The organism is Luteimonas vadosa (assembly GCF_039543545.1).
GTDB classification, from domain to species: Bacteria; Pseudomonadota; Gammaproteobacteria; order Xanthomonadales; family Xanthomonadaceae; genus Luteimonas; species Luteimonas vadosa.
Map to the genome: position 1 here is coordinate 1,008,911 of NZ_BAABJY010000001.1, position 25,339 is coordinate 1,034,249.

General features: G+C 69.7%; 22 protein-coding genes and 1 riboswitch. Of the genes, 13 read left to right on the top strand and 9 right to left on the bottom strand.

Features of this window, described 5'->3' with window-relative positions:
- Positions 1-16: 16 nt before the first annotated feature.
- Positions 17-991, bottom strand: coding sequence for a mitochondrial fission ELM1 family protein (locus ABD970_RS04570; protein WP_345294303.1), 975 nt, complete (start codon positions 989-991; stop codon positions 17-19).
- A 95-nt stretch (positions 992-1,086) separates the two neighbouring features.
- On the opposite strand from ABD970_RS04570, the gene ABD970_RS04575 reads away from it, so the two are divergent.
- The 6 genes from ABD970_RS04575 to ABD970_RS04600 all read left to right on the top strand — a co-directional run bounded on the left by ABD970_RS04575 (position 1,087) and on the right by ABD970_RS04600 (position 5,806).
- Positions 1,087-1,674, top strand: a complete 588-nt coding sequence (locus ABD970_RS04575) for a malonic semialdehyde reductase (protein WP_345294304.1) — start codon at positions 1,087-1,089, stop codon at positions 1,672-1,674.
- A gap of 49 nt (positions 1,675-1,723) precedes the next feature.
- A complete protein-coding gene (locus tag ABD970_RS04580) occupies positions 1,724-2,308 on the top strand; it encodes a YceI family protein (protein WP_345294305.1) in 585 nt (194 codons plus the stop codon).
- A gap of 64 nt (positions 2,309-2,372) precedes the next feature.
- The gene (locus tag ABD970_RS04585) at positions 2,373-3,077 is read left to right on the top strand and encodes a pirin family protein (protein ID WP_345294306.1); all 705 of its coding nucleotides are present in this window, start codon (positions 2,373-2,375) and stop codon (positions 3,075-3,077) included.
- A 60-nt stretch (positions 3,078-3,137) separates the two neighbouring features.
- Positions 3,138-3,356 (top strand): zinc-finger domain-containing protein, encoded by a 219-nt coding sequence (locus tag ABD970_RS04590; protein ID WP_345294307.1) that lies wholly within the window; start codon positions 3,138-3,140, stop codon positions 3,354-3,356.
- 22 nt (positions 3,357-3,378) lie between these two features.
- The gene (locus tag ABD970_RS04595) at positions 3,379-4,521 is read left to right on the top strand and encodes a glycosyltransferase (RefSeq protein WP_345294308.1); all 1,143 of its coding nucleotides are present in this window, start codon (positions 3,379-3,381) and stop codon (positions 4,519-4,521) included.
- Positions 4,490-5,806 (top strand): O-antigen ligase family protein, encoded by a 1,317-nt coding sequence (locus ABD970_RS04600; protein ID WP_345294309.1) that lies wholly within the window; start codon positions 4,490-4,492, stop codon positions 5,804-5,806. Before ABD970_RS04595 ends, ABD970_RS04600 begins: the two co-directional genes overlap by 32 nt.
- Positions 5,807-5,833: 27 nt before the next feature.
- Here ABD970_RS04600 and lpxL read toward each other — a convergent pair whose 3' ends face one another.
- Positions 5,834-6,748, bottom strand: coding sequence for an LpxL/LpxP family Kdo(2)-lipid IV(A) lauroyl/palmitoleoyl acyltransferase (lpxL, locus tag ABD970_RS04605; RefSeq protein WP_345294310.1), 915 nt, complete (start codon positions 6,746-6,748; stop codon positions 5,834-5,836).
- 95 nt (positions 6,749-6,843) lie between these two features.
- Here lpxL and waaA point away from each other — a divergent pair, with 95 nt between their 5' ends.
- Positions 6,844-8,139 (top strand): lipid IV(A) 3-deoxy-D-manno-octulosonic acid transferase, encoded by a 1,296-nt coding sequence (waaA, locus tag ABD970_RS04610; RefSeq protein ID WP_345294311.1) that lies wholly within the window; start codon positions 6,844-6,846, stop codon positions 8,137-8,139.
- A gap of 33 nt (positions 8,140-8,172) precedes the next feature.
- Here waaA and ABD970_RS04615 read toward each other — a convergent pair whose 3' ends face one another.
- From ABD970_RS04615 to ABD970_RS04625, 3 genes are all read right to left on the bottom strand, one after another.
- The gene (locus tag ABD970_RS04615; protein WP_345294312.1) at positions 8,173-9,594 is read right to left on the bottom strand and encodes a TolC family outer membrane protein; all 1,422 of its coding nucleotides are present in this window, start codon (positions 9,592-9,594) and stop codon (positions 8,173-8,175) included.
- Between the two features lie 45 nt (positions 9,595-9,639).
- Entirely contained in the window at positions 9,640-10,293 is a 654-nt protein-coding gene (locus ABD970_RS04620) for a protein-L-isoaspartate O-methyltransferase family protein (RefSeq protein WP_345294313.1), read from the bottom strand.
- A 141-nt stretch (positions 10,294-10,434) separates the two neighbouring features.
- A complete protein-coding gene (locus tag ABD970_RS04625) occupies positions 10,435-11,082 on the bottom strand; it encodes a TetR/AcrR family transcriptional regulator (RefSeq protein WP_345294314.1) in 648 nt (215 codons plus the stop codon).
- 165 nt (positions 11,083-11,247) lie between these two features.
- Between ABD970_RS04625 and ABD970_RS04630 the strand changes: the two genes are divergently transcribed.
- From ABD970_RS04630 to ABD970_RS04655, 6 genes are all read left to right on the top strand, one after another.
- Positions 11,248-13,074, top strand: a complete 1,827-nt coding sequence (locus ABD970_RS04630) for an FAD-dependent oxidoreductase (protein ID WP_345294315.1) — start codon at positions 11,248-11,250, stop codon at positions 13,072-13,074.
- Positions 13,075-13,155: 81 nt separating this feature from the next.
- A complete protein-coding gene (locus ABD970_RS04635; protein WP_345294316.1) occupies positions 13,156-15,000 on the top strand; it encodes a 2-oxoacid:acceptor oxidoreductase subunit alpha in 1,845 nt (614 codons plus the stop codon).
- Positions 15,001-15,151: 151 nt separating this feature from the next.
- Positions 15,152-16,207, top strand: coding sequence for a 2-oxoacid:ferredoxin oxidoreductase subunit beta (locus ABD970_RS04640; RefSeq protein ID WP_345294317.1), 1,056 nt, complete (start codon positions 15,152-15,154; stop codon positions 16,205-16,207).
- A 62-nt stretch (positions 16,208-16,269) separates the two neighbouring features.
- A riboswitch (TPP riboswitch) is annotated at positions 16,270-16,377 on the top strand.
- A gap of 153 nt (positions 16,378-16,530) precedes the next feature.
- On the top strand, positions 16,531-18,408 hold the full coding sequence (gene thiC / locus ABD970_RS04645) for a phosphomethylpyrimidine synthase ThiC (RefSeq protein WP_345294318.1): 1,878 nt from the start codon (positions 16,531-16,533) through the stop codon (positions 18,406-18,408).
- 131 nt (positions 18,409-18,539) lie between these two features.
- Positions 18,540-19,127 (top strand): DUF4136 domain-containing protein, encoded by a 588-nt coding sequence (locus ABD970_RS04650; RefSeq protein WP_345294319.1) that lies wholly within the window; start codon positions 18,540-18,542, stop codon positions 19,125-19,127.
- A gap of 100 nt (positions 19,128-19,227) precedes the next feature.
- Positions 19,228-20,250, top strand: coding sequence for an aspartyl/asparaginyl beta-hydroxylase domain-containing protein (locus ABD970_RS04655; RefSeq protein WP_345294320.1), 1,023 nt, complete (start codon positions 19,228-19,230; stop codon positions 20,248-20,250).
- A gap of 57 nt (positions 20,251-20,307) precedes the next feature.
- Here ABD970_RS04655 and ppa read toward each other — a convergent pair whose 3' ends face one another.
- The 4 genes from ppa to ABD970_RS04675 all read right to left on the bottom strand — a co-directional run bounded on the left by ppa (position 20,308) and on the right by ABD970_RS04675 (position 25,234).
- Entirely contained in the window at positions 20,308-20,856 is a 549-nt protein-coding gene (gene ppa, locus ABD970_RS04660) for an inorganic diphosphatase (RefSeq protein WP_345294321.1), read from the bottom strand.
- A 94-nt stretch (positions 20,857-20,950) separates the two neighbouring features.
- Positions 20,951-22,867, bottom strand: coding sequence for a DUF2207 domain-containing protein (locus ABD970_RS04665; protein WP_345294322.1), 1,917 nt, complete (start codon positions 22,865-22,867; stop codon positions 20,951-20,953).
- On the bottom strand, positions 22,864-23,409 hold the full coding sequence (locus tag ABD970_RS04670) for a LemA family protein (RefSeq protein ID WP_345294323.1): 546 nt from the start codon (positions 23,407-23,409) through the stop codon (positions 22,864-22,866). The genes ABD970_RS04665 and ABD970_RS04670 overlap by 4 nt, the downstream gene beginning before the upstream one ends.
- Before the next feature lie 232 nt (positions 23,410-23,641).
- Positions 23,642-25,234, bottom strand: coding sequence for a mechanosensitive ion channel (locus tag ABD970_RS04675; protein ID WP_345294324.1), 1,593 nt, complete (start codon positions 25,232-25,234; stop codon positions 23,642-23,644).
- Positions 25,235-25,339 lie beyond the last annotated feature (105 nt).

Here is a 25,339-nt window from a genome sequence, read left to right on the forward strand (position 1 = left end):
GGCGGGGCGCAGACCCCTACAGCGCCAGGCGGTCGCGCACCTGCGCCGCGACGCGCGCCGTCTCGCGCAAGGGCTCGACGTCGAAACCGGCGAGCGCCGCGTCCACCGCACGGATGCGGCCCCGCGCGAGCAGGGCGTCCAGGAAGCGCCGCGGCCGGCCACGCACGCGCTCGGGTTCGAACACGTGCACCGGGACCGTCGTCGCGCAGGCTTCGGAGATCATGTTGACCGAGTCGGGCGAACAGACGATGCGGTCCGCCCAGGCCAGCAGCCCCGGGTAGGGGTTGCGGCCGTCGGCGTCGCCGGTCCAGGTCAGTCCCGGCGTCTCCACGTAGCGATGGCGAAGCGTGTCGCGCAGTTCCGGGTCCGTGCGGCGGGACGTCGTCACCAGCAGGCTGCCGCCCTCGCGCGCCAGCGCGGCCTCCAGCCGGCATCCGAGGACCTCGAAGGCCATCCGGTCGAAGCGGGCGTGCGCGCTGGAACCGCCCAGCAGCACCGCCGTGCGCGGTCGCGGCAGGTCGGCGAAGCCGGCGAAGTCCTCGCGGGCACGGGCCAGCCAGTCGTCGTCCACGGGATGGAGGCTGCCGAGCGTGGTCAGCACGTTGCGGGCCTGCAGGCCGTCGTGTTCCGGGACGACCACGACGTCCCAATGCGCCGGATCCAGGCGCGGATCGAGGATCTGCACGACCCGGCTGCCGCGCGCGCGCAACAGCCGGGTCGCCAGCGCCGCCTGGCGGCCGCAGCCGATCGCCAGGGCAGGGGGCGCGTCGAGCAGGGCGTTGAAGTCGGCACCGAAGGCGCGCGCGCTTCCCGGCAGGCACCGCGGGGCCAGCCAGCGCCACGGCAGGCGCGGTGACAACGTCTGTGCGCTCGCGGCTCCGGGGACGAGCGCCTCGGCCAAGGCAGAGGCTTGCCGGGCGTTGCCGGCGCGCCCGTCGCTCAGGGCCCGGATTCGCAGCGAATCAGGGTTTGTTCCCCCGCAACGTCCCATTTTTGTGATCATTCGTTCCGGGTACGAGGCTGTGGCTTCACCCGCGGAACTCTACACTGCCCGTTCCCGATACCCGACCGCAATGGGATTTCCTGATGACCGACGCTTTGCCCGCTGAATGCCTCGACCAGCTGTTCCGGACTGCCCGCACCCACAACGAGCTGGGGGGCGAGGTGGACGACGACACCTTGCGCCGGCTGTACGACCTGCTCAAGTGGGGGCCGACCAGCGCCAACCAGTGCCCGGCGCGGTTTGTGTTCGTGAAGTCCCAGGCCGCGAAGGACAAGCTCGGTCCGGCGCTGGACGAGGGCAACTACGCCAAGACCATGGCCGCCCCGGTGACCGTCATCGTGGCGTACGACCTGGACTTCCACGAGAAGCTGCCGGTGCTGTTCCCGCACGCCGACGCGCGCAGCTGGTTCGCCGGCGACCTGGAAAAACGAAAGGTCCAGGCCTTCCGCAACGGCAGCCTGCAAGGCGCCTACCTGCTGCTGGCCGCGCGCGCGCTCGGGCTGGACACGGGGCCGATGTCGGGCTTCGACAACGCCAAGGTCGACGAAGCCTTCTTCAAGGGCACCCGCATCAAGTCCAACTTCCTGGTCAACCTGGGCCGTGGCGACAAGTCGAAGCTGTTCCCGCGTTCGCCGCGCTTGTCCTTCGACGAAGTCGCCCGCATCGAATGATCCCAGGCGGGCCGCCTCCCGTCCTCCCGACAACTCCCGGAACCCGACCATGAAGAGATGCCTGCTCGCGCTGTCGCTTGCCTTGTGTGCCGCCGCCGCGGCCGCGGCCCCCGCCACCTACGAGCTCGACCCCAACCACACCCAGGTGCTGGCGCAATGGAGCCACTTCGGTTTCTCCAACCCGGTGGCGAACTTCGGCGAGGTCGACGGCACCCTGGTCTACGACCCCGAGGACGTCGCCGCCTCCAGCGTCCAGGTGGTGCTTCCGCTGTCCGGTCTCCAGGCCTTCGTCCCCCGGTTCAACGACCACCTGCGCAGCGATGATTTCTTCGATGCGGCGAACCACCCGGTCGTGACCTTCCGGAGCACTCGCGTCGAAGCGAAGGGCGAGGACCGCCTCGCGGTCACCGGCGACCTCACCATCAAGGGCATCACCCGTGAAGTCGTCCTGGACGTCCGCCTGAACAAGACGGGGCAGGGCAGCGACGGCCGCGCCAAGCTCGGGTTCGATGCCAGCACCGCGGTGAAGCGCAGCGATTTCGACCTCGGCAAGTTCGCGCCCAACGTCAGCGACCAGGTGGACCTGCGCATCACCACCGAGGCGATCGTGCCCCGGGCCTCCGAGCAACCCTGACCACCTCCTTGCCCAAGGCCGGGCGCGTGCCTCGCGCCATGCCCGCGCATCCCTGGATCGACCGATGAAGCGACTGCGTCCCGCCGCCGAACGCGGCCACGTCCGCACCGACTGGCTCGATAGCCGCCATGGATTTTCCTTCGGCCACTACCACGACCCGCAGTGGATGGGCTGGGGGCCGCTGCGCGTGCTCAACGAGGACCGGGTGGCGCCGGGCGCCGGCTTCCCCCCGCATGGACACGCCAACATGGAAATCCTCAGCTACGTGGTCTCCGGTGCGCTCGCGCATCGTGACAGCGGCGGGGGCGAGGGCGTGATCCACGCCGGCCACTGGCAATGGATGAGCGCCGGGCACGGCGTCGAGCACAGCGAGTACAACGCCTCCGACACCGAGACGGTGCACTTCCTGCAGGTCTGGATTCAGCCCGATCGCGTCAATACCCCGCCGGCGCATGCGCAGCGCGCCTTCGACGCCAGCGCCCGGCGCGGACGCTGGCAAACGTTCGTCTCGCCCGATGGCGCCGACGGCAGCCTGGCCATCCGGCAGCAGGCGTGGGTGCGCGGCATCGGGCTCACCCCGGGCGAGCGCGCGACCTTGCAGCTGCAAGGGTCGCGACGGTACTGGCTGCAGGTGGTCTCCGGTGCCATCACCGCCGGCGGCGATGCGCTGTCGGCCGGCGATGCGTTGGGGCTGTCCGAGGAATCGGACGCCCTCGAGCTGGCCGCCGTGGACGAGGCCGACATCCTCGTGTTCGACCTCCCCGCGTAGCCGGCCGGCCGTGTCCGCGACCGCGCTAGAATGGCGCCCTCCCGCCGCGACGACCCCCGCATGACCGTTCCCGAGCCCGCCACTGCCAGCGCCGCATCGCCGATCCAGGCCAATGCCAGGTCGCAGTACGAGGTGCGGCGTGCCGACCTGCCCTTGAGCTGCCCGCTGCCGACGATGGCGCTGTGGAACTCGCATCCGCGCGTGTACCTGCCGATCGAGGCCGAGGGCGGCGCGTCGGACTGCCCCTATTGCGGCGCGCATTTCGTCCTGGTCGATTGACCGCGGCGGCTTGGGCGGACCCATGCCCCGGCCGCTGACCGTCGTGCAGTTGCTGCCGGCGATGGACTCCGGCGGCGTCGAACGCTCGACCATCGAGATCGCCCAGGCACTGGTGGAGGCCGGCCACCGGGCGGTGGTGGTGTCGGCGCGCGGACGCCTGCTGCCGGAACTGGCGGCGACCGGCGCCGAGCATGTCGAACTCGGGATCGGCCGCAAGTCGCTGCTGACGCTGCGCCACGTCGGTGCGCTTCGCCGGTTGTTCGCGCAGGCCGGTGCGGACATCGTCCATGCCCGCTCGCGGTTGCCGGCGTGGCTGGGCTGGCGCGCGCTGCAAGCGCTGCCGCCCGGGACGCGACCGGGCTTCGTGACCACGGTGCATGGACTCAACTCCCCCTCGCGCTACAGCGCCATCATGGTGCGCGGCGAGCGCGTGGTGTGCGTGTCGGACACGGTGCGCGAGTACGTGCTGCGGCACTACCCGCGGACGGATCCGGGCAAGCTGCGGGTGATCCCGCGGGGCATCGATCCGGCGGCATTCCCACGGGCTCCCGTGCCGGACCCCGGTGCGCGCGCGGCCGCGGCGGCGCTGCACCCGCAACTCGCCGGCCACGGCCCATTGCTGCTGCTGCCCGGGCGCGGCACCCGGCTCAAGGGGCACGCCGACGCCTTGGTCCTGCTTGCGGCGCTCCGCGAGCAGGGGTTGGATGCGCGGCTATGGATGCCGGGTGCGCGGGATCCGGCGCGCGCGGCCTATGTCGGCGAACTCGAAGCGCAGGCGGACGCGCTGGGCATCTCCGGACAGGTCGCGATCACGCCGCCGACCACCGCCATCGCGCAGGCCTATGCCGCCAGCGAACTGGTGCTGCAGTTGTCGCGCAAGCCCGAGGCGTTCGGGCGCACGGTGGTCGAAGCGCTTTCGACCGGCCGTAGCGTGCTGGGCTGGGCCCACGGCGGCGTCGGCGAGCTGCTGCGCGAATTGCAACCCGAAGGCGCGGTGCAAGCTTTCGATGCGGCCGCGCTGCACCAGCGCGCCGCCGCCCTGCTCGCGCAGCCGCCGGCGCAACCGGCTACGATGCCCGCTGCCCTCGGGCGCTACACCTTGAAGGCCATGCAGGACGCAACCCTTGCCGTCTATGACGAGTTCCACGCCAACCGCCGACATTGACGCCAGGGCACCCGCGGGTTGGCGCTGGGCGCCGTTCTGGGTGCTGGCCTTCGTCGCGCTATGGCCGGCACCGGGCGTGGCCGAAGGGGTGATGGTGCTCGGGGCCTTGCTGGCGATCGCCAAGCTGGCCATGGCACGTTTCCGGGGCGGGGTGAGCCTGCTCAGCGGACCCGCCTGGGCCCTGACCAGCGTGCTGTTCTTCGCCTATTGGCTGCCGCAACTGCTCTCGGCGACCGACGCCGTCGACCAGGGGCGCGCCTTGCGCGAATCGCTGATCGACCTGCGCTACCTGCCGTTCCTGTGGCTGGTGGCGATTGCGGTGGCCGACGAACGCGGCCGCCGTCTCACCCTGGTTGGCCTGGCCGTGATCGTCGCCGTCTGGACGGTCGACGCGTTGCTCGAGGTGGTGCTCGGGACGAGCCCGCTGTTCGCGGGGATCGATGGTCTCAAGCAACTCGTCAGCGGGCGCCCGATGTGCACTGCCGAGGAGTTGGCCAGCGCGGACCGCCTGTCTGGCGTGCTCGGCCCCTGCAACCTCAAGCTCGGCGTGGTGCTGGCGAGCCTCTCGCCGTTCGCGCTCCACGCCGCGGGCAGGCGCTGGGCGCTGGCGGGATGGCTCGTCGCCGCGACCGCGATCGGCCTGGTGGTCCTGTTCGCAGGCTCGCGCGCTTCCTGGCTGACCTACGCCCTTGTGCTCCTGCTGAGTGGTTGGCGCCTGCTGGGATGGCAGCGGCTGGCGGGCGTGTTCGCGTTTGGTGCGTTGGCGGTCCTGGTGCTGGCCTTCCTATCGCCCGAGGTCCGCCAGCGCGTCGATCGCACCACGCAGGTGATGGCCGCCGACCAGAGCGGCATGGACAGCGCCCTGTCGGGGCGCAGCCGCATCTGGGGCGCTGCCCTGTGCATGGCAGGGGAACACCCGGTCAACGGGGTCGGCGTGCGCGGCTTCCGCGACGCGTTCGCCGACTGCGACCCGTTGCCTGGCAAGCAGCCGGCGTGGGGCGAGGGGCCGGCGCTGCACGCCCACCAGCTCGTGCTCGAAGTGCTGAGCGAAACCGGCGTGCTGGGGCTGCTGCTCTGGCTCGCGGGCGCCGCACTGGCCTGGCGCGCATGGCGCTACGCCGATGCGGCGTCCCGCGACCGCGCACGCCCGGCGATGCAGGCCCTGGTAGTGACGGTGTTCCCGCTCAACACCCACCTCGCCTTCTACTCCACCTTCTGGGGCGGGCTGACGTTGATGCTGGCGGCGTTGTACGCGGGGAGCCTGCTGGCGCGACGGGGGGATTGAGCGGCAGGACTGCGTCAACGACCCGTGTCAGGCGTACGGCGACACGCCATCCGGCTGCCGCTTGAACCGTCGGTGGATCCACAGGTACTGCTCCGGCGCCGCGCGGGCCATGGCTTCGATGCCGGCCATCACGCGGGCGGTGTCGGCGGTGGCGTCGGTGGAGGGAAAACCCTCGAACGCCGGCCACAGTTCCAGGGTATAGCCGCCGTCCTCCCGGCGTGCGTGCTGGAACAGGACGACGGACGCGCCCGAGAGGCGTGCCAGCTGGTGGGTGGACGTCAGGCTGTGCGCCGGCTGGCCGAAGAACGGCACGTAGGCGCTGTCGCCCCGGCTCGGGTCCTGGTCCGGGGCGTACCAGAGCAGGCCGCCGCGCTTGAGGTGGCGCACGACCCCGCGGACGTCCTGCTTGGGGAACATGGCCGCGGCGTAGCGAGAGCGGCCGCGGCGCACCGCCCATTCCATCGCGGGCTGCGCGTGGGGCCGGTACATGCCGGCCAGCGGCACGTGTTCGCAAAGCAGGCGACCGCAGGCTTCCAGCGTGGTGAAGTGGCCGGAGACGACGATGACGCCGCGCCCGTCGGCGCGCGCGGCCTCGAGGTGTTCGAGACCCACCACGCGCGTGCCGCGGCGCAAGGGATCCACCGAACCCCACCAGGCGCGCGCGAACTCGAACACGCCGATGCCGATCGCGGCGAAGTGCTCGCGAAGCAGACGCGCCCTGGCGTCGGCCGTGAGTTCGGGGAAGCACAGCGACAGGTTGCGCTCGGCGATGCGGCGTCGCCCGGCCAGCGTCGTGCGCAGCAGCGCGCCGAGTCCGCGACCCAGTGCGCGCTGCCACGGCCACGGCAGCCGGGCGAGCAAGGCCATGGCCGCGATGCCCAGCCAGGCCGGCCAGTGGCGCGGTCCGAGCGGTGGCGGTGGCATGTCCGGTGCGCGTGGCATGCGTCGATTCTACGGCGTGCATGGACGCGGCCAGTGGCCCGCACGGCACGCGGCTCGCGCGTCCGGCCCCGAAAGTCCTCCGCTATGCTGTGGCCATGACGGCCGACACGATCGAACGACTGCTGCGCGGCCTGTACTCCGCGGTGCTCTACGTACTGGTGCCGGTCACCGTCTACCACCTGATCTGGCGTGGCTTCCGCCAGGGGGAATACTTCGAGCGATGGAGCGAGCGCTATGCGTCCTATCGCGATGCTCCGAAGGCGGCCACGATCTGGGTGCATGCGGTCTCGGTCGGGGAGGTCAACGCCGCGGCACCACTGGTGAACGCGCTGCTGGCGATGCGGCCGGACCTGCGCCTGCTGGTCACCACCATCACGCCCACCGGGTCGGCGCGGGTGCGGGCGTTGTGGAAGGACCGCGTCGAGCACGTCTACCTGCCCTACGACCTGTCCGGCGCGGTGAAGCGTTTCCTGCATCACTTCCAGCCAAGGCTGGCCCTGATCCTGGAGACGGAACTGTGGCCGAACCTGCTGTTCTGCTGCCGCGACCGCGGCGTGCCGGCCTATCTGGTCAACGCGCGGCTGTCCGAACGCTCGCTGCACGGCTATCGCGTGCTGCGACCGTTGATCGGACGCGCCCTGCGGACCTTGCGCAAGGTGGCGGCCCAGTCGCCGGCGGACGCCGATCGGTTCCGGCGGCTGGGCGGACAGCCGGACCGGATCGAAGTGCTCGGCAACCTCAAGTTCGACACGCCCGTGGACGCATCGGCGCGCGCGTTCGCCGCGGCGTTTCGCGACCGCGCCCCCCGCCGCCCGGCATGGATCGCCGCCAGCACGCACGAGGATGAAGAGGCCGCCGTGCTCGCCCTGCACGCGAGGCTGCGCCGGCGTTGGCCCGACCTACTGCTGCTGTGGGCGCCACGCCATCCCGAGCGGTTCCGTGCCGTTGCGCAGCAGGCGGTCCAGGCCGGATGGCGAGTGGCCACGCGGCGGCTGACGCAGGCCCCGGATGAGGACGATGCCGTCTTCGTGATCGATACGCTGGGCGAGCTGATGCAGTTCTACGGCTGCGCCGACGTGGCCTTCGTGGGCGGTAGCCTGCAGCCGGTCGGGGGCCACAACCTGCTGGAACCGGCCGCCATGGGCACCGCGATCGTCACCGGCCCCCACCTGCACAACTTCAGCGACATCGCCGGCAAGCTCGTTGCGGCCGGTGCGCTGCGGGTGTGCAGTGATGCCGACGCCGTCGGCGATGCGCTGGAAGCGCTGTTGGGCGATGCGGACGAGCGCGCAAGCATGGTGGCGTCCGGGATGGAACTGGTCCGCCAGGGGCGCGGGGCCCTGGCTCGTACCCTGGCGATGGTGTCGGCGGAACTGCCTGCCCGCGCCTGACCGGTCAGCTCGCGCGCGCCGCGCCGGCTGCGGTCAGGGCGAACCCGGCTCCACCTGCGGCGCGACGCTCACCGTCAGCAGGCGGTTGACGTCCTGCACGCTGCCCACGTCGATGGTGCCCGCGGCCTGCTCCAGCAGCAGGCGGTTCTGCAGGAAGTTGTAGCGCGACAGGGCGTATTCGCGTTCGGCATTGAACAGGGTCTGCTGGTTGTTGAGCACGTCCAGGACCGTGCGGGTGCCGACTTCCAGCCCGACCTGCGACGCATCGTAGGCACTGCGTGCCGAGAACACCGCCGCCTTGCGCGCCTCGACCTCGCTGATCCCGGCAAGCAACGTCTGGTAGGCATTGCGGGTATTGCGCTCCAGCGCGCGCCGTTGCTGCACGAGCTCGTCGCTGGCCACGTCGCGCCGGGCGACGGCCTGGCGGATCTCGGAGCTGATCCGGCCGCCGGTAAAGATCGGCACGTTCAGGGTGACGCCGAGCTGGGGGCCGCGGCTGTCCTGGTCGGTGGGGAACGTATTGCCCACGCCGCCGACGGTGGACGTGCGATCCCCGGTGACCTTGGAATCGCCATAGCTGCCATTGAGGTAGACCGTGGGCCAGCGCCCGGCCTTGGCGGTTTCCACGTTCGCCGCCGCGGACTCCACCTGCAGTTCCTTGGCACGCAGCGCCGGGTTGTTCTCGATCGCCACCGCGACCCATTCGTCGGCACCGCGCTCCGCGGGCATCGCCGGCTGGAAGTCCTCGGGCAGCGCATTGAGGTTGCGGATGGGCCGGTCCGTGATCTCCACCAGCGCCTGGTAGGCGTCCTCGAGCGCGTTGCGCACCACGATGGTGTTGGCGCGGGCGCTGTCGTACTGGGCGCGCGCCTCGTGGACGTCGGTGATCGGTGCCAGGCCCACTTCCAGGCGCTTGTCGGCGAAGTCGAACTGCTTTTTCAGCGCGGCTTCCTGCGCCTGCGCGGCGGCCAGCGTTTCGATCGCCACCAGCACGTTGAAGTAGGCCTGCGAGGTGCGCGTGATCAGCGAGTCGCCGGCGGATGCCAGCTGGAAGTCGGCGGCCTCGCTCAGCGCGCCCTGGCTGCGCACGCGGGTGAAGTTGCCGCGGTCGAACACCATCTGCCTGAGGTTCAGGCCGAGGTCGCGGCGGGTCGTGTTGCTTTCGCTGTCGACGGTGAACTGGAAGAACTGCTGGGTGTCCTCGTCGAACTGCTGCTGCACCGATGCGCCGTCGCTGCGCGACCTGGTCAGCGAGGCCTCGCCACTGATCTGCGGCAGCAGCGTGGACCGGGCCTGCACCACGCCTTCCTTGGTGGCCAGGCGGGTGGACTCCGCGGCGGAATACTGCGGGTCGCTCTCGCGCGCCAGCTCGTAGGTCTGCAGCAGGTCCTCGGCGAAGGCGGCCGATGGCAGCAAGGCGAGGGCGAGTGCGAAGGTCAGGGGGCGGCGGATCATGGGGTGGGTCCTTGGATCGAGGCAGGCACGTGGCCCGCCGGCGGGTCAGAACTCGAAGGTGGGTACCGGCGCGGCGCCGGCCAGGTAGGGGAGGTCGGTCTCGAACAGCGACTCGGTGCGGACATGGCCGCCGTCGACGCGCGCAAGCACGGCCTGCATCGCCGGCGCGCGGCCATGGACGACGAACATCCGTCCGCCCGGGCGCAGCCATTGCAGGAAGCCCGGCGGGATGGCGTCGACCGCACCGGTGACGCAGACGGCGTCGAATCGGCGGTCGCTGGCCCACGCCATGGCATCGGCGCACTCGACGCGCACGTTGCCGATGTCGTGGGCCTGCAGGCGCGCGCGCGCCCGGTCGGCGAGGTCGGCGTGCAGTTCCAGGCTGGTGACGTCGCGCGCCAGGCGGCCGAGGCAGGCGGAGAGGAAGCCGCTGCCGGTGCCGATCTCGAGCACCTCCTCGCCCGGCTCGAGCGCCAGGGCCTGCAGCACGCGGCCTTCGACCACGGGTTTCATCATCCTCTGGCCATGGCCGAGCGGGATCTCGATGTCGGCATAGGCCAGGGCGCGATGCGCCTCGGGCACGAAGGCGTCGCGGGGCAGGTCGGCGAGCACCGCGAGCACGCGGGGGTCGAGCACGTCCCACGGGCGCACCTGCTGTTCGACCATGGTTTCGCGGGCTTTGGCGTAATCGAGGGGCATCGTCGGGGTCTGTCTGTGCGGGCCGGCCATTTTACGGTGTGATGCCGGCTGCGATGGCGCGCCGGCAGGACGACAGCATCGCTGTGATAGGACACCCGCACGCAGTGCCGGAAGTCACCGGGACCGTCGGCGGGCCGGCGCTCATGCCGTGTCCGGCGGCGCGTGCGCGCGCAGGAACAGGTCGACGGTGGCGGCGATGTGGGCGTCGATGTCGGCCTGCGGCGGATCGACGCACAGTCCCGAGGCCATGCGCGTGTGCAGCTCGCCCTTGAGCAGGCTGAAGAACTGCGCCGCGGCGCGGTCGATGTCGGGCACCCGGAGCTCGCCCCGCTCGACGCGGGCCTGCAGGAACTGGGCGAACGCTGCCTGGACCCGTGCCGGGCCGGCGGTCCAGAACAGTTCGCGGACATGCCGGTCGCTGGCCCGGGTCAGCATCATGCGGTGCATCGACAAGGCCTGGTCGCTGGTGATCAGCTTGAAGAACGCGGAGGCGATGCCGGTCAACTGGACGCGCAGCGGTCCCGTGCATTCGCCGATGAACAGCGCCGGGGGCATCTGCGCCTCGCAGACGGCGCGGACCGCTTCGAGGAACAGCGTGTCCTTGTCGCCGAAGTGGCTGTAGACGGTGAGCTTGGACACCCCCGCCGCCGCCGCGATCTGGTCCATGCTGGCGCCGGCGAACCCCTGCGCCGTGAACATGTCCTGCGCCGCCGCCAGGATCGCCGCCCGCTTGGCCATGTCCTTCGGACGACCGGGGCTCGCGGGGCGGTCGGAATCGGCGGGCGTCATGGCGAAATAGTAGACCACCCGGTTCGATAATTGAAGCCGGATCGGGTCACGACGCGCCGGATGCGTGCACCGCCCGCGGCCATGACCCCCGTCGCCATCGGCGCTATGCTCGGGCGACGGGCCAGGTCCGGTGCAGCCGGACCGGCAGCAGCGCAGGATGCCGCGGTGGAACCGACCGATATCCGCAACCCCGACGTCTTCCACAAGGTCGTCGACTGCCAATGGGCCTGTCCGGCGCACACGCCGGTGCCGGAGTACATCCGACTGATCGCGGCCGGCCGCTACGCCGACGCCTACATGGTCAACTGGCACAGCAACGTCTTCCCCGGCATCCTCGGCCGGACCTGCGACCGTCCCTGCGAGCCGGCGTGCCGGCGGGTCCGGGTCGAGGAGAACAACGGCGAGAAACCCGAGCCGGTCGCGATCTGCCGGCTGAAGCGGGTGGCCGCCGACCACAAGGGCGACGTGCGCCCGCGGATGCCGAAGCCCGCGGCCAGACCCAACGGCAGGCGCATCGCCTGCGTCGGCGCCGGCCCGGCGTCGCTCACGGTGGCACGGGACCTGGCGCCACTGGGCTACCACGTCACCGTCTACGACGCCGATCCGAAGGCCGGCGGCTTCATGCGGACCCAGGTGCCGCGTTTCCGCCTGCCCGAGGAGGTCATCGACGAGGAATGCGGGTACATCCTCGACCTGGGCGTCGAATTCATCGGCAACCATCGCATCGATTCGATGCGCGACCTGCTGGCGCAAGGCTTCGACGCCATCTTCGTGGGCAGCGGCGCGCCGCGCGGGCGCGACCTCGACCTGCCGGGGCGGCAGGAAGCTTCGGGCCAGATCCATGTCGGCCTCGACTGGCTGGCCAACGTCTACTTCGAGCACGTGAAGTCGATCGGCAAGCGCGTGCTGGTGCTCGGCGGCGGCAACACCGCCATGGACTGTTGCCGCAGCGCGCGACGGCTCGGCGGCAGCGACGTCAAGGTGATCGTGCGCTCCGGCTTCGACGAGATGAAGGCCAGCCCGTGGGAGAAGGAGGACGCGATGGAGGAGGGCATCCCGATCCTCGACTACCGCGTGCCCAAGACCTTCGTCCACGCCAGCGGCCGCCTGACCGGGATGACCTTCGAGCGCGTGCGCGCCGAATACGACGACAAGGGGCGACGCAAGCTGATCCCCACCGGCGAGCCGGACGAGTTCCATCCCTGCGACGAGGTGCTGATCGCGGTGGGACAGGAAAACGCGTTCCCCTGGATCGAGCGCGACGTCGGCATCGAGTTCGGCGAGTGGGACATGCCGGTGGTCGATGAAGCTACCTACCAATCGTCGCTCCCGCACGTGCTGTTCGGGGGCGATGCGGCCTTCGGGCCCAAGAACATCATCTGGGCGGTGGCGCACGGCCACGGCGCGGCGATCTCCATCGACAAGCTGCTCAACGGCGACGACGTGCGCGAGCGGCCGGACCCCTTCGTCCGGCTGCAGTCGCAGAAAATGGGCATCCACGAATGGAGTTACGACAACGCCGTGTCCCCGGACGAACGCTACGTCGTGCCGTGGTCGGAAGCGGCCCGGAAGCTCGACAGCATGAGTACCGAAGTCGAACTCGGCTTCGACCCGGCGACGGCCTGGAAGGAAACCCAGCGCTGCCTCAATTGCGACGTGCAGACGGTGTTCGACCGCGACAAGTGCATCGAATGCGACGCCTGCGTCGACATCTGCCCCACCGACTGCATCACCTTCACGTTCAATGGCGAGGAAGACGTCCTGCGCACCCGGCTGACGGCACCGGCGCTCAACACGCAGCAGGACCTGTACGTGTCCGCGCCGCTGAAGACGCAACGCGTGATGGTCAAGGACGAGGACGTCTGCCTGCACTGCAGCCTGTGCGCCGAGCGCTGCCCGACCGGCGCCTGGGACATGCAGAAGTTCCTGTTGCAGGAGGTCTACGCGGGCCCGGGGTGCAGGAGCAAGCCTGCGGCGAAGGAGGCGGCGTGAGGGAGCCGAGGGTTCGGCCGGCCGTCGGCGCAACCCGTCTCCCGCCTGGCGGGAGAGGGGCTTTTTCATGCGGGGCCTGACATGACGCCAAGCCATGCCCCGCTGCAATCGACCAACGACTTCGTCGTCAAGTTCGCCAACGTCAACGGCTCCGGCTCGGCGTCGGCCAACGAGTTGTTCGCCAAGGCGATCCTGCGCATGGGCGTGCCGGTCAGTCCGCGCAACATCTTCCCGTCCAACATCCAGGGGCTGCCGACCTGGTACGAGGTACGGGTGAGCGAGGCCGGCTGGCTGGGCCGGCGCGGTGGCGTCGACCTGATGGTGGCGATGAACCCGCAGACCTGGGACGTCGATGTCGCCGAGCTCGAGCCGGGCGGCTACCTGTTCTACGACAATTCCAAACCCATGCCGAAGTCCAGGTTCCGCGAGGACGTGACCGTCATCGGCGTGCCGCTGACCGAGCTCTGCAACGCGACCTACGACGATCCGCGCCAGCGCCAGCTGTTCAAGAACATCATGTACGTCGGCGCCCTCGGCGCGCTGCTGGACCTGGATGCCGGCATCATCGAGGCCCTGATCGGCGAGCAGTACAGGTCCAAGCCCAAGCTGCTCGCGCCCAACATCGAGGCGCTGCACATCGGCCGCGACTGGGTGCGCGAACACCTGCCGCATCCGATCGGCCTGCGCGTGCGCGCAGGCGATGCCGTCGGCGACCGCATCTTCATGGAGGGCAACGCCGCCGCCGCGCTGGGCTGCGTCTACGGCGGAGCGACCGTGTGCGCCTGGTACCCGATCACGCCGTCGTCCTCGCTGGCCGAGGCCTTCCAGTCGTACTGCCGGAAATACCGGGTCGACGCCGAGGGCCGGGCGCGCCACGCCATCATCCAGGCCGAGGACGAGATCGCCTCGATCGGCATGGTGGTTGGCGCAGGCTGGAACGGCGCGCGCGCGTTCACCACCACGTCGGGGCCCGGCGTCTCGCTGATGGGCGAGTTCATCGGCCTGGCGTATTTCGCCGAGATCCCGGTCACCATCATCGACGTGCAGCGCGGGGGGCCGTCCACCGGCATGCCGACAAGGACGCAGCAATCCGACCTCCTGTCCGCAGCTTATGCATCGCACGGCGACACCAAGCATGTCCTGCTGTTCCCCGAGGACCCGCACGAATGCTTCGCGTTCGCGGCCGATGCGCTCGACCTGGCGGACCGCCTGCAGACCCCGGTGTTCGTGATGACCGATCTGGACATCGGCATGAACCAGCGCCTGTGCGCGCCGCTGGAATGGGACGACGCGCGCGAGTACGACCGCGGCAAGGTGATGACTGCCGGACAGCTCGAGCAGGGCCGCGAGTTCGCGCGTTACAAGGACGTCGACGGCGACGGGATCCCGTGGCGCACCTGGCCGGGAACGCATCCGGACAAGGGCGCCTACTTCACGCGCGGCACATCGCGCAATCCGCAGGCGCAGTATTCCGAGCGCGGCCCCGACTACGTCTACAACATGCAGCGCTTGCTGAAGAAATTCGACACCGCCAAGGCGCTGGTCCCGCAACCGGTGGTCTCGCAGCCCGGCGTGCCGTCCCGGCATGGCGCGATCTTCTTCGGGTCGACCAGCCCCGCGATGCACGAGGCCATCGCCTTGCTTTCCGATGCCGGCATCCCCGTCGACACGCTGCGCGTGCGCGCCTTCCCGTTCCCCGATTCGGTGCGCGCCTTCATCGCGGCGCATGAGTGCGTGTTCGTGGTCGAGCAGAACCGCGACGGCCAGCTGCGCACGCTGCTGGTCAACGAATTCGACCTCGACCCGGCCAGGCTCGTCGCCGTGCTGCACTACGACGGCACGCCGATCACGGCCCGGTTCATCGCCGGCGAGATCACGGCCCGGATCGGGCCGGCGAGCCTCGAGTCCCGGGAGAAGGTCGCATGACGACCCGGGGGCGCGTCGCGGGCCACCGGGCGCGAGCCGATGGGTGCCCGCGCGGGAGCGCGGGGCGGCGTGGGACACGCACGACGGCCTGCTTCCGGTTCCGCGCACCTTGTCCGGCCGAGCGCCTCGAATCCACCCGGGAGGACGTGGCATGACCTACCTCGCCAAACCCAGGCTGCACCACCCTTCGCTGGGCTGCAACGCGCTGGGCTTCACCCGGCGCGACTACGAAGGCAAGGTCAGCACCCTGTGCGCCGGCTGCGGCCACGATTCGATTTCGGCGGCGATCATCCAGGCCTGCTGGGAGCTGGACATCGCCCCGCACCGCGTCGCCAAGCTTTCGGGCATCGGCTGCAGTTCCAAGACCCCCGACTACTTCCTCGGCCAGTCGCACGGCTTCAACACCGTGCACGGGCGCATGCCGTCGGTGCTGACCGGCGCCAGCCTCGCCAACCGCGACCTGATCTACCTGGGCGTGTCCGGCGACGGAGATTCGGCGTCCATCGGCATCGGCCAGTTCGTGCACGCGATCCGGCGCGGCGTGGACATGGTCTACATCGTCGAGAACAACGGCGTCTACGGACTGACCAAGGGCCAGTTCTCGGCCACGGCGGACCAAGGCTCGACGTCGAAGAAGGGGGCCAGGAACGACGACACGCCGCTGGACCTGGTGACGATGGCCCTGCAGCTGGGCGCCAGCTACGTCGCGCGTGGATTCTCCGGGGACAAGCGCCAGCTCGTGCCGCTGATCAAGGGCGCGTTGTCGCACCGCGGCGCGGCCTTCCTCGACGTGATCAGCCCCTGCGTGGCCTTCAACAATCATCCCGGCAGCACCAAGAGCTACGACTACGTGCGCGAGCACAACGATGCGGTCAACCAGCTGGACGTGATGCTCCCGCGTGCCGAAATCGCCGTTGACTACGATCCCGGCGAGGCGATCGAGGTCGAGCAGCACGACGGCTCGGTACTGCGGCTGCGCAAGCTCGACGAGGCCTACGACCCGCGCGACCGCATTGCCGCCATGAACCTGATCCAGCAACGCCAGGCGCGCGGCGAGGTGGTGACCGGCCTGCTGTACGTGGACGCCGGCGCGGGCGACCTGCATGGCCACCTCGGCACCGTGGAGGCGCCTTTGAATTCCCTTGGCGCCGCCGAACTGAGCCCCGGCGCGGCGACCCTGGGGAAGATCAACGCCGGGATGCGCTGAGGGCGCCTGGCGCCCGGCGGGGCGACACGGCTGGCGTTGCGGGCGGGGGCGTGTTGCAATGGCACCCGAAGCGGGGGTACCGCGGCTTGCAGCATCGGGCGCCGGTTGAGACACACCCTTCGAACCTGATCCGGCTGACACCGGCGTAGGGAAGCTTCGCTGGACGCATCCACGGTGCGTTCCATGCGCCGCCGCTTCGTCCGCGCCGCGGCGATCCATCGGCCGCCAGGGACTCGAGCGCGCTGCCGCGCGCCGCGACCGCTGGCCACCCATGCGACCGCCGGGGCACGCCCAGGACCGCGCGCCATGAACAGGACGAAGCCATGAATGCAGTTCCCGCCTCGCTGCTCCAGCAGACCGAGCAGCTTTCCGAATCGGTGACCCGGCCGATCCCCGGCTCGCGCAAGATCCACGTCGAAGGCTCGCGTCCCGACCTGCGCGTGGCCATGCGCGAGATCGCGCTGGCGCAGACGCCCACGCTGTTCGGCGGTGAGGACAACCCGCCGGTGACCGTCTACGACCCGTCCGGTCCCTACACCGATCCCGACGTCGCCATCGACCTGTCCGCCGGGCTGGCGCCGCTGCGTGCACGCTGGATCGAGGAGCGCGGCGACACCGAGCCGCTGCCGCAGCTCAGCTCCCGCTTCGGGCGCGAGCGCGAAGCCGATCCCCGCCTGGACGCGGTGCGTTTCCCGGCCCGCAACCTGCCGCGCGTCGCCCGCGCCGGCGCCAACGTCAGCCAGATGCACTACGCGCGCAAGGGCATCGTCACGCCGGAGATGGAGTACGTCGCGATCCGCGAGAACCAGCGGCTGGAACTGGTCCGCGATGCGCTGCTGCGGGCGCAGCATCCCGGCGAGGCCTTCGGCGCCAGCATCCAGTCGGCGATTACGCCGGAGTTCGTGCGCGACGAGATCGCGCGTGGTCGCGCCATCCTGCCCAACAACATCAACCACCCCGAGAGCGAGCCGATGGTCATCGGCCGCAACTTCCTGACCAAGATCAACGCCAACATCGGCAACAGCGCCGTGTCGTCCGGCATCGCCGAGGAGGTCGAGAAGCTGGTCTGGGCGATCCGCTGGGGCGGCGACACGGTCATGGACCTGTCGACCGGCAAGCACATCCACGAGACGCGCGAGTGGATCATCCGCAACTCCCCGGTACCGATCGGCACGGTGCCGATCTACCAGGCGCTGGAAAAGGTCGATGGCCGCGCCGAGGAGCTGACCTGGGAGATTTTCCGCGACACGCTCATCGAGCAGGCCGAGCAGGGCGTGGATTACTTCACCATCCATGCCGGGGTGCTGTTGCGTTACGTGCCGCTGACTGCGAAACGCGTGACCGGCATCGTCTCGCGCGGCGGCAGCATCATGGCCAAGTGGTGCCTGTCGCACCACAAGGAAAGTTTCCTCTACGAACACTTCGAGGACATCTGCGAGATCATGAAGGCGTACGACGTGGCGTTCTCGCTGGGCGACGGGCTGCGCCCGGGCTGCATCGCCGACGCCAACGACGCCGCGCAGTTCGGTGAGCTGGAGACGCTGGGCGAGCTGACGAAGATCGCGTGGAAGCACGATGTGCAGACCATGATCGAGGGCCCCGGCCACGTGCCGATGCAGTTGATCAAGGAGAACATGGACAAGCAGCTGGTCGAGTGCGGCGAGGCGCCGTTCTACACCCTGGGCCCACTGACCACCGACATCGCGCCCGGCTACGACCACATCACCAGCGCGATCGGCGCGGCGATGATCGGCTGGTACGGCTGCGCGATGCTGTGCTACGTGACGCCCAAGGAGCACCTGGGCCTGCCCAACCGGGAGGACGTGCGCGACGGGATCATGGCGTACAAAATCGCGGCCCATGCCGCCGACCTGGCCAAGGGGCATCCCGGCGCGCAGGTGCGCGACAACGCCCTGAGCAAGGCGCGCTTCGAGTTCCGCTGGGAGGACCAGTTCCACCTGGGCCTGGACCCCGAGAAGGCCAAGGCGTTCCACGACGAGACGCTGCCCAAGGATGCGCACAAGCTCGCGCATTTCTGCTCGATGTGCGGTCCCCACTTCTGCTCGATGAAGATCACCCAGGACGTGCGCGACTACGCCTCCGAACACGGCATGGACGAGGCCAAGGCGCTCGAGGCGGGCATGGAGGAGAAATCCGCGCAGTTCCGTGCGCAGGGTGGCGAGGTCTACCGGGAAGGCTGAATCGTTCAGTCCCCGCATTCAGCGCACGCCAATCCGGCGCGCCTCCGGTGGACGTATATTGGTGCGGTGATCGACATGCACGCCGTGCGCCGGGGCGACGCCGCCCCGCCGGCGCGCACCGGGAGAGGTCCATGAAACATTTGGTGCATACGATGGCCATCAGGTGGCTGGCGGCGGTGTTCGCGCTGGCCTTGCTCGGCGGCTGCGCGACCGGTTTGCGGGTGTCCGCCGAGGCCGACCCGCGCGCCGACTTCTCGCAATACCGCACCTACGGTTTCTACTCGCCGCTGGCGGTGGAAGGAGACGGGTATGCCACCCCGTCGAGCCAGCGCATGCGCGAGGCGGTGCGCTCGCAGATGGAGTCCCGCGGGTATTCCCATAGCGCCGAAAAGCCGGACCTGTTGGTCAACATCAATGCCTACGTGCAGCAGCGCACCGACGTCTGGTCGTCGCCTTTCGTTGATTACGGCTACTACTACAGCTACCGCGCCCACCGCTACGTCGTGGCGCCTTACTGGCGCGACCGCGTGGACGTCTACCGGTACAACGAAGGCACCTTGAACATCGACATCATCGACGCCGCGCGCAATACGCTGGTGTGGGAAGGGATCGCGGTCGGGCGCGCCACGCGGTCCCGCCCGGCGGACCGCGACGCGCGCATCGACGCCGCCATCGCCGAGATCTTCGCGCGCTACCCGTATCGCGCGGGCAGCCGCTGACGGCAGCGGCCTGGTCCAGGCGTCACCCACGACGGCCCCACGAGGGGCCGTCGTTGTTCCCGCGCCGGTCGCGTCGACCCGGTCCGGTCGACCCATTACCATGGATCGCTGGAACCGCAGCCCGGCCGACATGAAGCTCCAGGTCCCCTTCGTCCAGTTGCCCTTGTCGTTCGACGCCGCTGCCCTGGCCGCGGAAGTCTCGCAGGTCGACGAGTCGGAATGGCGCCCGCACCCGCAAGGGTTCGCCGGCAACTCGATGTTGCCGCTGGTCGCGGCCGGGGGCGACCCGGCCAACGAGTCCTTCGGCGGGCTGATGCGCCCGACACCTCACCTGCGGCGCTGCCCCTACCTCATGCAGGTCCTCGCCAGCCTGGGCGCGACCGTGGGCCGCACGCGCCTGATGCGTCTGGCGGGGCAGGCCGAGGTCACCCGCCACGCCGACCAGGGGTATTACTGGGCCGAACGCGTGCGCGTGCACGTGCCGATCGTGACCCAGCCGACGGTTCGGTTCGAATGTGGTGAGGCCGTGGTCAACATGGCCGCCGGCGAATGCTGGATCTTCGATACGTGGCGGCAGCACCGGGTGCTCAACGACGCCACGCAGTCGCGCATCCACCTGGTCGCGGACACGGTTGGCGGCCCGGGGTTCTGGGACCTGGTTTCGCGGGGGCGGGCGGTGCCGGCGCAGGGCGCCCCCAGCTTCGACATCGCCCACGTCGCGCCCCGCGAAGAAGCGTCGCGCGACTTCGCCTGCGAATCGGTCAACGTCCCGCGGGTGATGAATCCTTGGGAGCTGGAAAAGCACCTTGGCTTCCTGTTCGGCGAGGCGGTGTCGCACCCCGCCTTGCCCACGCTGCAGCAGCAAGCCGGTCGCCTGCTGCGCGAGTGGCGGGGCCTGTGGTTCGAGCATGGCGAGGCCGATTCAGGCCGCGCGCGCTTCCGCCAGGCGTTCGACGGTTTCCAGGCGGCGGTGCAGGGGCCGGCCCAGGACGTGGTGCTGCGCAATGGCATTCGCTGGTTCGACGTCCTGCAGGTGATGCTCGGCAGCGTCGTGGTGCAGGCGACCGAAGCGCAGGATGCCGGCGACCCGGCCGCGCAGCGCAGGCTAGGCGACAACGCCTGATGCGGGCGAAGGACGCAGCCGGGCGCGGGCAAGCCGCGGCCGGGATGCGCCGACCGTTCAGAAGTGCGGTTTCTCCGGCGACGCCTCGTAGCGGGTGATCGACTCGGCCAGGATGCGCTTGGCGTCCGCCGCGCCACCCCAACCGTCGAGCTTGACCCACTTGCCGGGTTCCAGGTCCTTGTAGTGCTCGAAGAAGTACCCGATGCGGTCGCGCCAGTGCTGCGGCACGTCGTCGATATCGACCATCCCCGCGTAGCTGGGGAACACCTTGGGCACGGGCACGGCGAGGATCTTCTCGTCGGCACCGGCCTCGTCGGACATCAGCAGCACGCCCACCGGCCGCACCTGGATCACGGAGCCGGGGATCAGCGACAGCGGCATCAGCACCAGCACGTCGGCCGGGTCGCCGTCGCCGCACAGGGTGTGCGGAACGTAGCCGTAGTTGCAGGGGTAGCGCATCGGCGTCGACAGGACGCGATCGACGAAGATCGCCCCGGAGGCCTTGTCGACCTCGTACTTGACCGGCTCGGCGTCCTTGGGGATTTCGATGATGACGTTGATTTCGTCCGGCGGACGGTTGCCGGTGGTGACCAGGTCCAGGCCCATGGGTTCTTCGATTCAGGCGACGTAGGGGGCCGCGAGGATACCCGATGCGCGCCGAGTCCGTGCTCCGTCGGGCGGGAACCGGCGATGGACCGATTCACCAACCGCCGCCGCCGCCGCCGCCCCCACCGCCTCCGGATCCGCCGCCAGAGCTACCGCTCGACCCGCCCGAACTCGACCCGGGCGCCGTGGACGACGACGAGATCGCGCTGCCTAGGCTGCTGCCGAGGCTGCTGGTGAACCCGGCCAGCCCCCGGCCGCTGCCGAAGTCGTGGCTGCCGTGGTACCAGCTCGGGGTGGCCGCCTCCTGCTGTGCCGCGGTGGGCAGGGCTTCGGCGAAACGCTGCGCCCAGGCCTGCTCGACGTCCAGCGCGAAGGCGTACGGCAGGTAGGCGGCGAAGAGCTCCGGCCGGGCGTCGAGGTGGTAGCGGGCATCCAGTTCCTGCTTCTCGGCCACCCCCAGGTACCAGCGGAAGCCCTCGATCTGATCGAGCAACTTGGCGCCGTCCTGCGTGGGCGCTTTCATCCAGTGGTAGAACGCGATGTTGGTGCCGATCAGCAGCAGGAAGGCCACCGCCAGTCCGGCACCGCCGATGAAGGCCAGTGCGACCAGGCCGGCGAGCTCGAACAACAGGAATGGAAGCGCGAACGCACTGGTGAACACCGCGCCGATCCGTTGCAGGGCGCTGCGGGCGCTGCGCAAGGCCGCGAGCGCCATCATCGAGAAGGCATAGGCGCCGAAACTCCACCCGGTGAGCCAGAACAGCAGGAACAGGGCCGCGAACTTCATGTCGCCCGGGATCGACACGATGGCCAGCAACAGGGTGGCCAGCGAAATCAACAGTCCCGGGGCCAGTTTCCTGCCGTGCGTGTTGAAGTACTTCTTCTCGTAATCGGCGGCAAGCGCGGCCTTGTGCGCCTTGATCGCCGCCTGCATCTTCGCGTGGATGGATTGCTTCAGGGTGAGCGGCTGCCCGTCGCGGAACAGCGACAGGATGATGGCGCGTTCCCCCGGCGCCAGCGCGACCTGCTTGCCGGTGGGGCGCAGGGTGATGACCTTCTTGTCGTCCTCCTCGATCTCGAGGCCACCCTTGGCGGCGAGGCCGAGGATCGCGGCGGCGAAGGTGTCCTTGTCGTAGCCCATGCGCCGGATGAAACGCAGCGAGGCGGGCGAATAACCGCGCGGCGGCTCGTACAACGGCACTTGCACGCCGCGCGCGGGGTCGCGGCCGTAGCGGACCCACGCGATGCCGTAGTACAGCCAGAGCAGCAGCAACCCGGCCGCGGCCGCGACCAGCTGGCTGTTGTCGGCGAGCAGCCACGACAGGCGTTGCCTCCGGGTCGGTTCCGCGATGACGCCCTTGGGAAATTCGAGCACCAGGCTCAGCCCCTGGCTTGGCATCAACGGGCGCGTCGTGCGGTAGCGCGCGCCGCCGTCGAAGGTCGCCGCGGTCAGGTGGGCGTCCCGGGATCCCTGGAACCCCGTGTACCCGAAGGCCTCGAGCTGTTCGGCCGGGACGTCCCGCGGCAACCGGACGGTCGCGCTGGCCTCGTCGATGGCGAAATCCCAGCCGTTGCCGGTGACATTCCAGTACAGCTCGTCGTGCGCATCGAAGAATCCGAGCTGCCTGGTGGTGCGGTAGCGGAAGCTGTAGGTGTATTCCCCGGGGGCCAGGAACACGTGCTCGCTGCCGAAGTACACCCGTACGCCATTGGCCAGCGTTTCGGTATGCCACGATTCGCTGCGGCCGTCGCGCTGCGCCGACAGCGGCTCGAACGCGACCTTGTAACCGTGGCCGAGCGGATCCTTGTAGGTGGTCGGGAAATCTCGGTAGATGCCGCGACGGATGCGCTGGCCTTCGGCGCGTACCTGGATGGTCTCGGTGACGTCCATGCCGCCGTCGGCGCGGACCTGGATGTCGGCGTGGTAGCCGAGGATGCGCTCGTCTGCCCGCACGCCGGAAGCCAGCAGTGCCAGCAGCGCCGCGCACCCCAGGCGCAGCAGGACGTTCATAGATCAACCTCCGGCGCTTTCGCGATCCCATCGCCGCCGGCGAAGAACTCGCCGGGCTGGAACCCGAACAGCCGCGCGATGATCCAGTGCGGGAATTGCTGCTGGCGGTCGTTGTATTGGCGCACGGAGCCGTTGTAGAAGCGCCGGGCCGATTGCAGGTGGTCCTCGATGACCACCAGCTGCCGGCTGAGGTCGGCGAAGTTCTCGCTGGCCTTGAGGTCGGGATAGGCTTCCGCGAGCGCGACCAGCCGGCCCAACCCGGATTCCAGCGCGGTTTCGGCGCGCGACTTCGCTTCGACGGTGCTGGCCGCGCGGCTGCGGCTGCGTTCCTCGGTCACCCGTTGCAGCGTGTCGCGTTCGTGGCCCGCGTAGGCCTTCACTGCGCTGACCAGGTTCGGCACCAGGTCATGGCGGCGCTGCAACTGCACGTCGACATCGCTCCAGGCCGCGGCGACCTGGTTCCGGTCCTGCACCAGCCGGTTGAACAGCCAGACCACGCAGGCCAGCACGGCAACCATGCCCATTCCCGCAACGATGTCCATCAGGCTCCCCTGCTCGGTGTTCCGGGCCTTGGCGCGGTGCGGAGATCCGGGCGACCAGGGCGCCGCGGGCCCTGGCCCGCGATTCGGTTGCGTCGAATCCCGTTGCAGGTCCACGTGGTGAGCCGCGATTTCCGGACGCGGACCTGCCTCCCCGCCGCGTCCCGAGTGGGGGAACCGGAAAAAAAGAAGCCCCGCGTACGCGGGGCTTCGAATTGCACGTGCGTGGTGAGCCCTACAGCGGGCGATTGTCCTTGCCGCGCAGGTAATCGTCGCTCCAGCGCTGGGCCACCTTGCCGGCGGCCTCGCGCCCGCCGAGACCGAAGGCCAGGGCGACCGCAACGGCGACCGCGCCGAGCACCAGTCCGAAGGCGAGGTTGACGATCTCGTCGGCGATGCCCATCGCCCGCAGGCCCATGGCGATCACCAGGCCGAGGATGGCCACCCGCGCGATGCGAGACAAGCCGACCGCACGGTCCGGATTGGCGCGCTGGATCGCTTCGGCGGCCACGTTCGCCAGCCAGTAGCCCACCACGAAGATCACCAGGCCGAGCAGGATGTCGGCGCCGAAGGCGATGAAGGTCTCCAGCAGGTCGCGGACACCGTCGAAGCCGAGCAGGGCCGCGGCTTCGACCGTGGCGAACAGCATGATGAAGAACAGCGCCACGTGGCCCGCCAGCGCGGACAGCGTGGTGCCGCCGGTGTCAGCCGTCGCGGAGCCGATCGGCGGGGGCGGTGCCGTGTCGCCGACGGCGGGCGCATAGGACTCCGCGGCAGGCGAGCTGACGGTCGTCCCGCCCGAGGTCGGCGCCGAGGCGAAGGCATGGCCCAGGCCGATGCGCTCCGGGATGCGGTCGAAGCCGAGGTTGGCCATCAGGCGCGTGACCAGTCCGGCGACGAAGCGGCCGACGAACCATGCGATCAGCAGGATCGCGGCAGCCGCGAGCACGTTCGGCACGGCCTGCAGGAACACGTCGAGCATGCCGGTCAGTGGCGCGGAGATGGCCTGGATCTGGAGTGCGTCGAGCGCCGCGATCAGGGTCGGGACGATCACCAGGATGAAGGCCAGGGTGCCGCCGAGTTCTGAAAGCTTGAGCCCCTCGGTCTCCTCGTGCGACTCGCTGAAGCGGTCGACGCCAGTCGCCGCCAGCAGGTTGCTGACCAGGCCGCGCACGACCTTGGCGACCAGGTAGCCGACGAAGCCGATCACCACCGCGGCGAACAGGTTCGGCAGGATGCCGAGCAGGCTGCCGGTCATGTTGGTCAGCGGCGCCATTAGGCCGTCGATCTGCAGCGTGCCGACGATCGCGGGCAGGAACAGCAGCAGCACCAGCCAGTAGGCCACGTTGCCCATTGATTGCGACAGCGGCTTCATATCCGCGCTCTCGGACAGCTTTTCATCCAGCCTGGTCGCGCCCAGCGACCGGTTGACCACGGTGCGCACGATGGTCGCCACCAGCCAGGCCAGCAGCGCGAGGCCGGCCGCCAGCAGGAGGCGCGGCAAGTACATCATCACCGTGCCGGCGAGCGTGGTCAGCGGACCGGATACGCCGTCGATGCGCAGCACGCTGAACATGCCGATGACCGCGAGCAGCAGGATCGCCCAGAAAACGACGCGCCCGGCGATCTTCTCGAAGTCGATGCTCGACTCGGTCTGCGAAGCCAGCCGCGCATTGGTGTTCAGCGCCGCCAGCCCCTTGCGCGTCGCCGCGCTCGCGGCCAGCGCCACGATCCATCCCACCAGGAGGATGGCGAGCGCGCCCAGGATGTTGGGCAGGTAGACGCCCAGTGATGTCTGCAAGGACTCTTGCCAGGTGACAGGTTCCATCGATTTCCCCTCCAGTGAGCGTGCGGATCGCTGCGGGCTTCCGGCCCGGGCCGGCCAAGGCAGCGACCGAGAGTGACCCGGTGGCTCCCTCACATTGCCGCACGG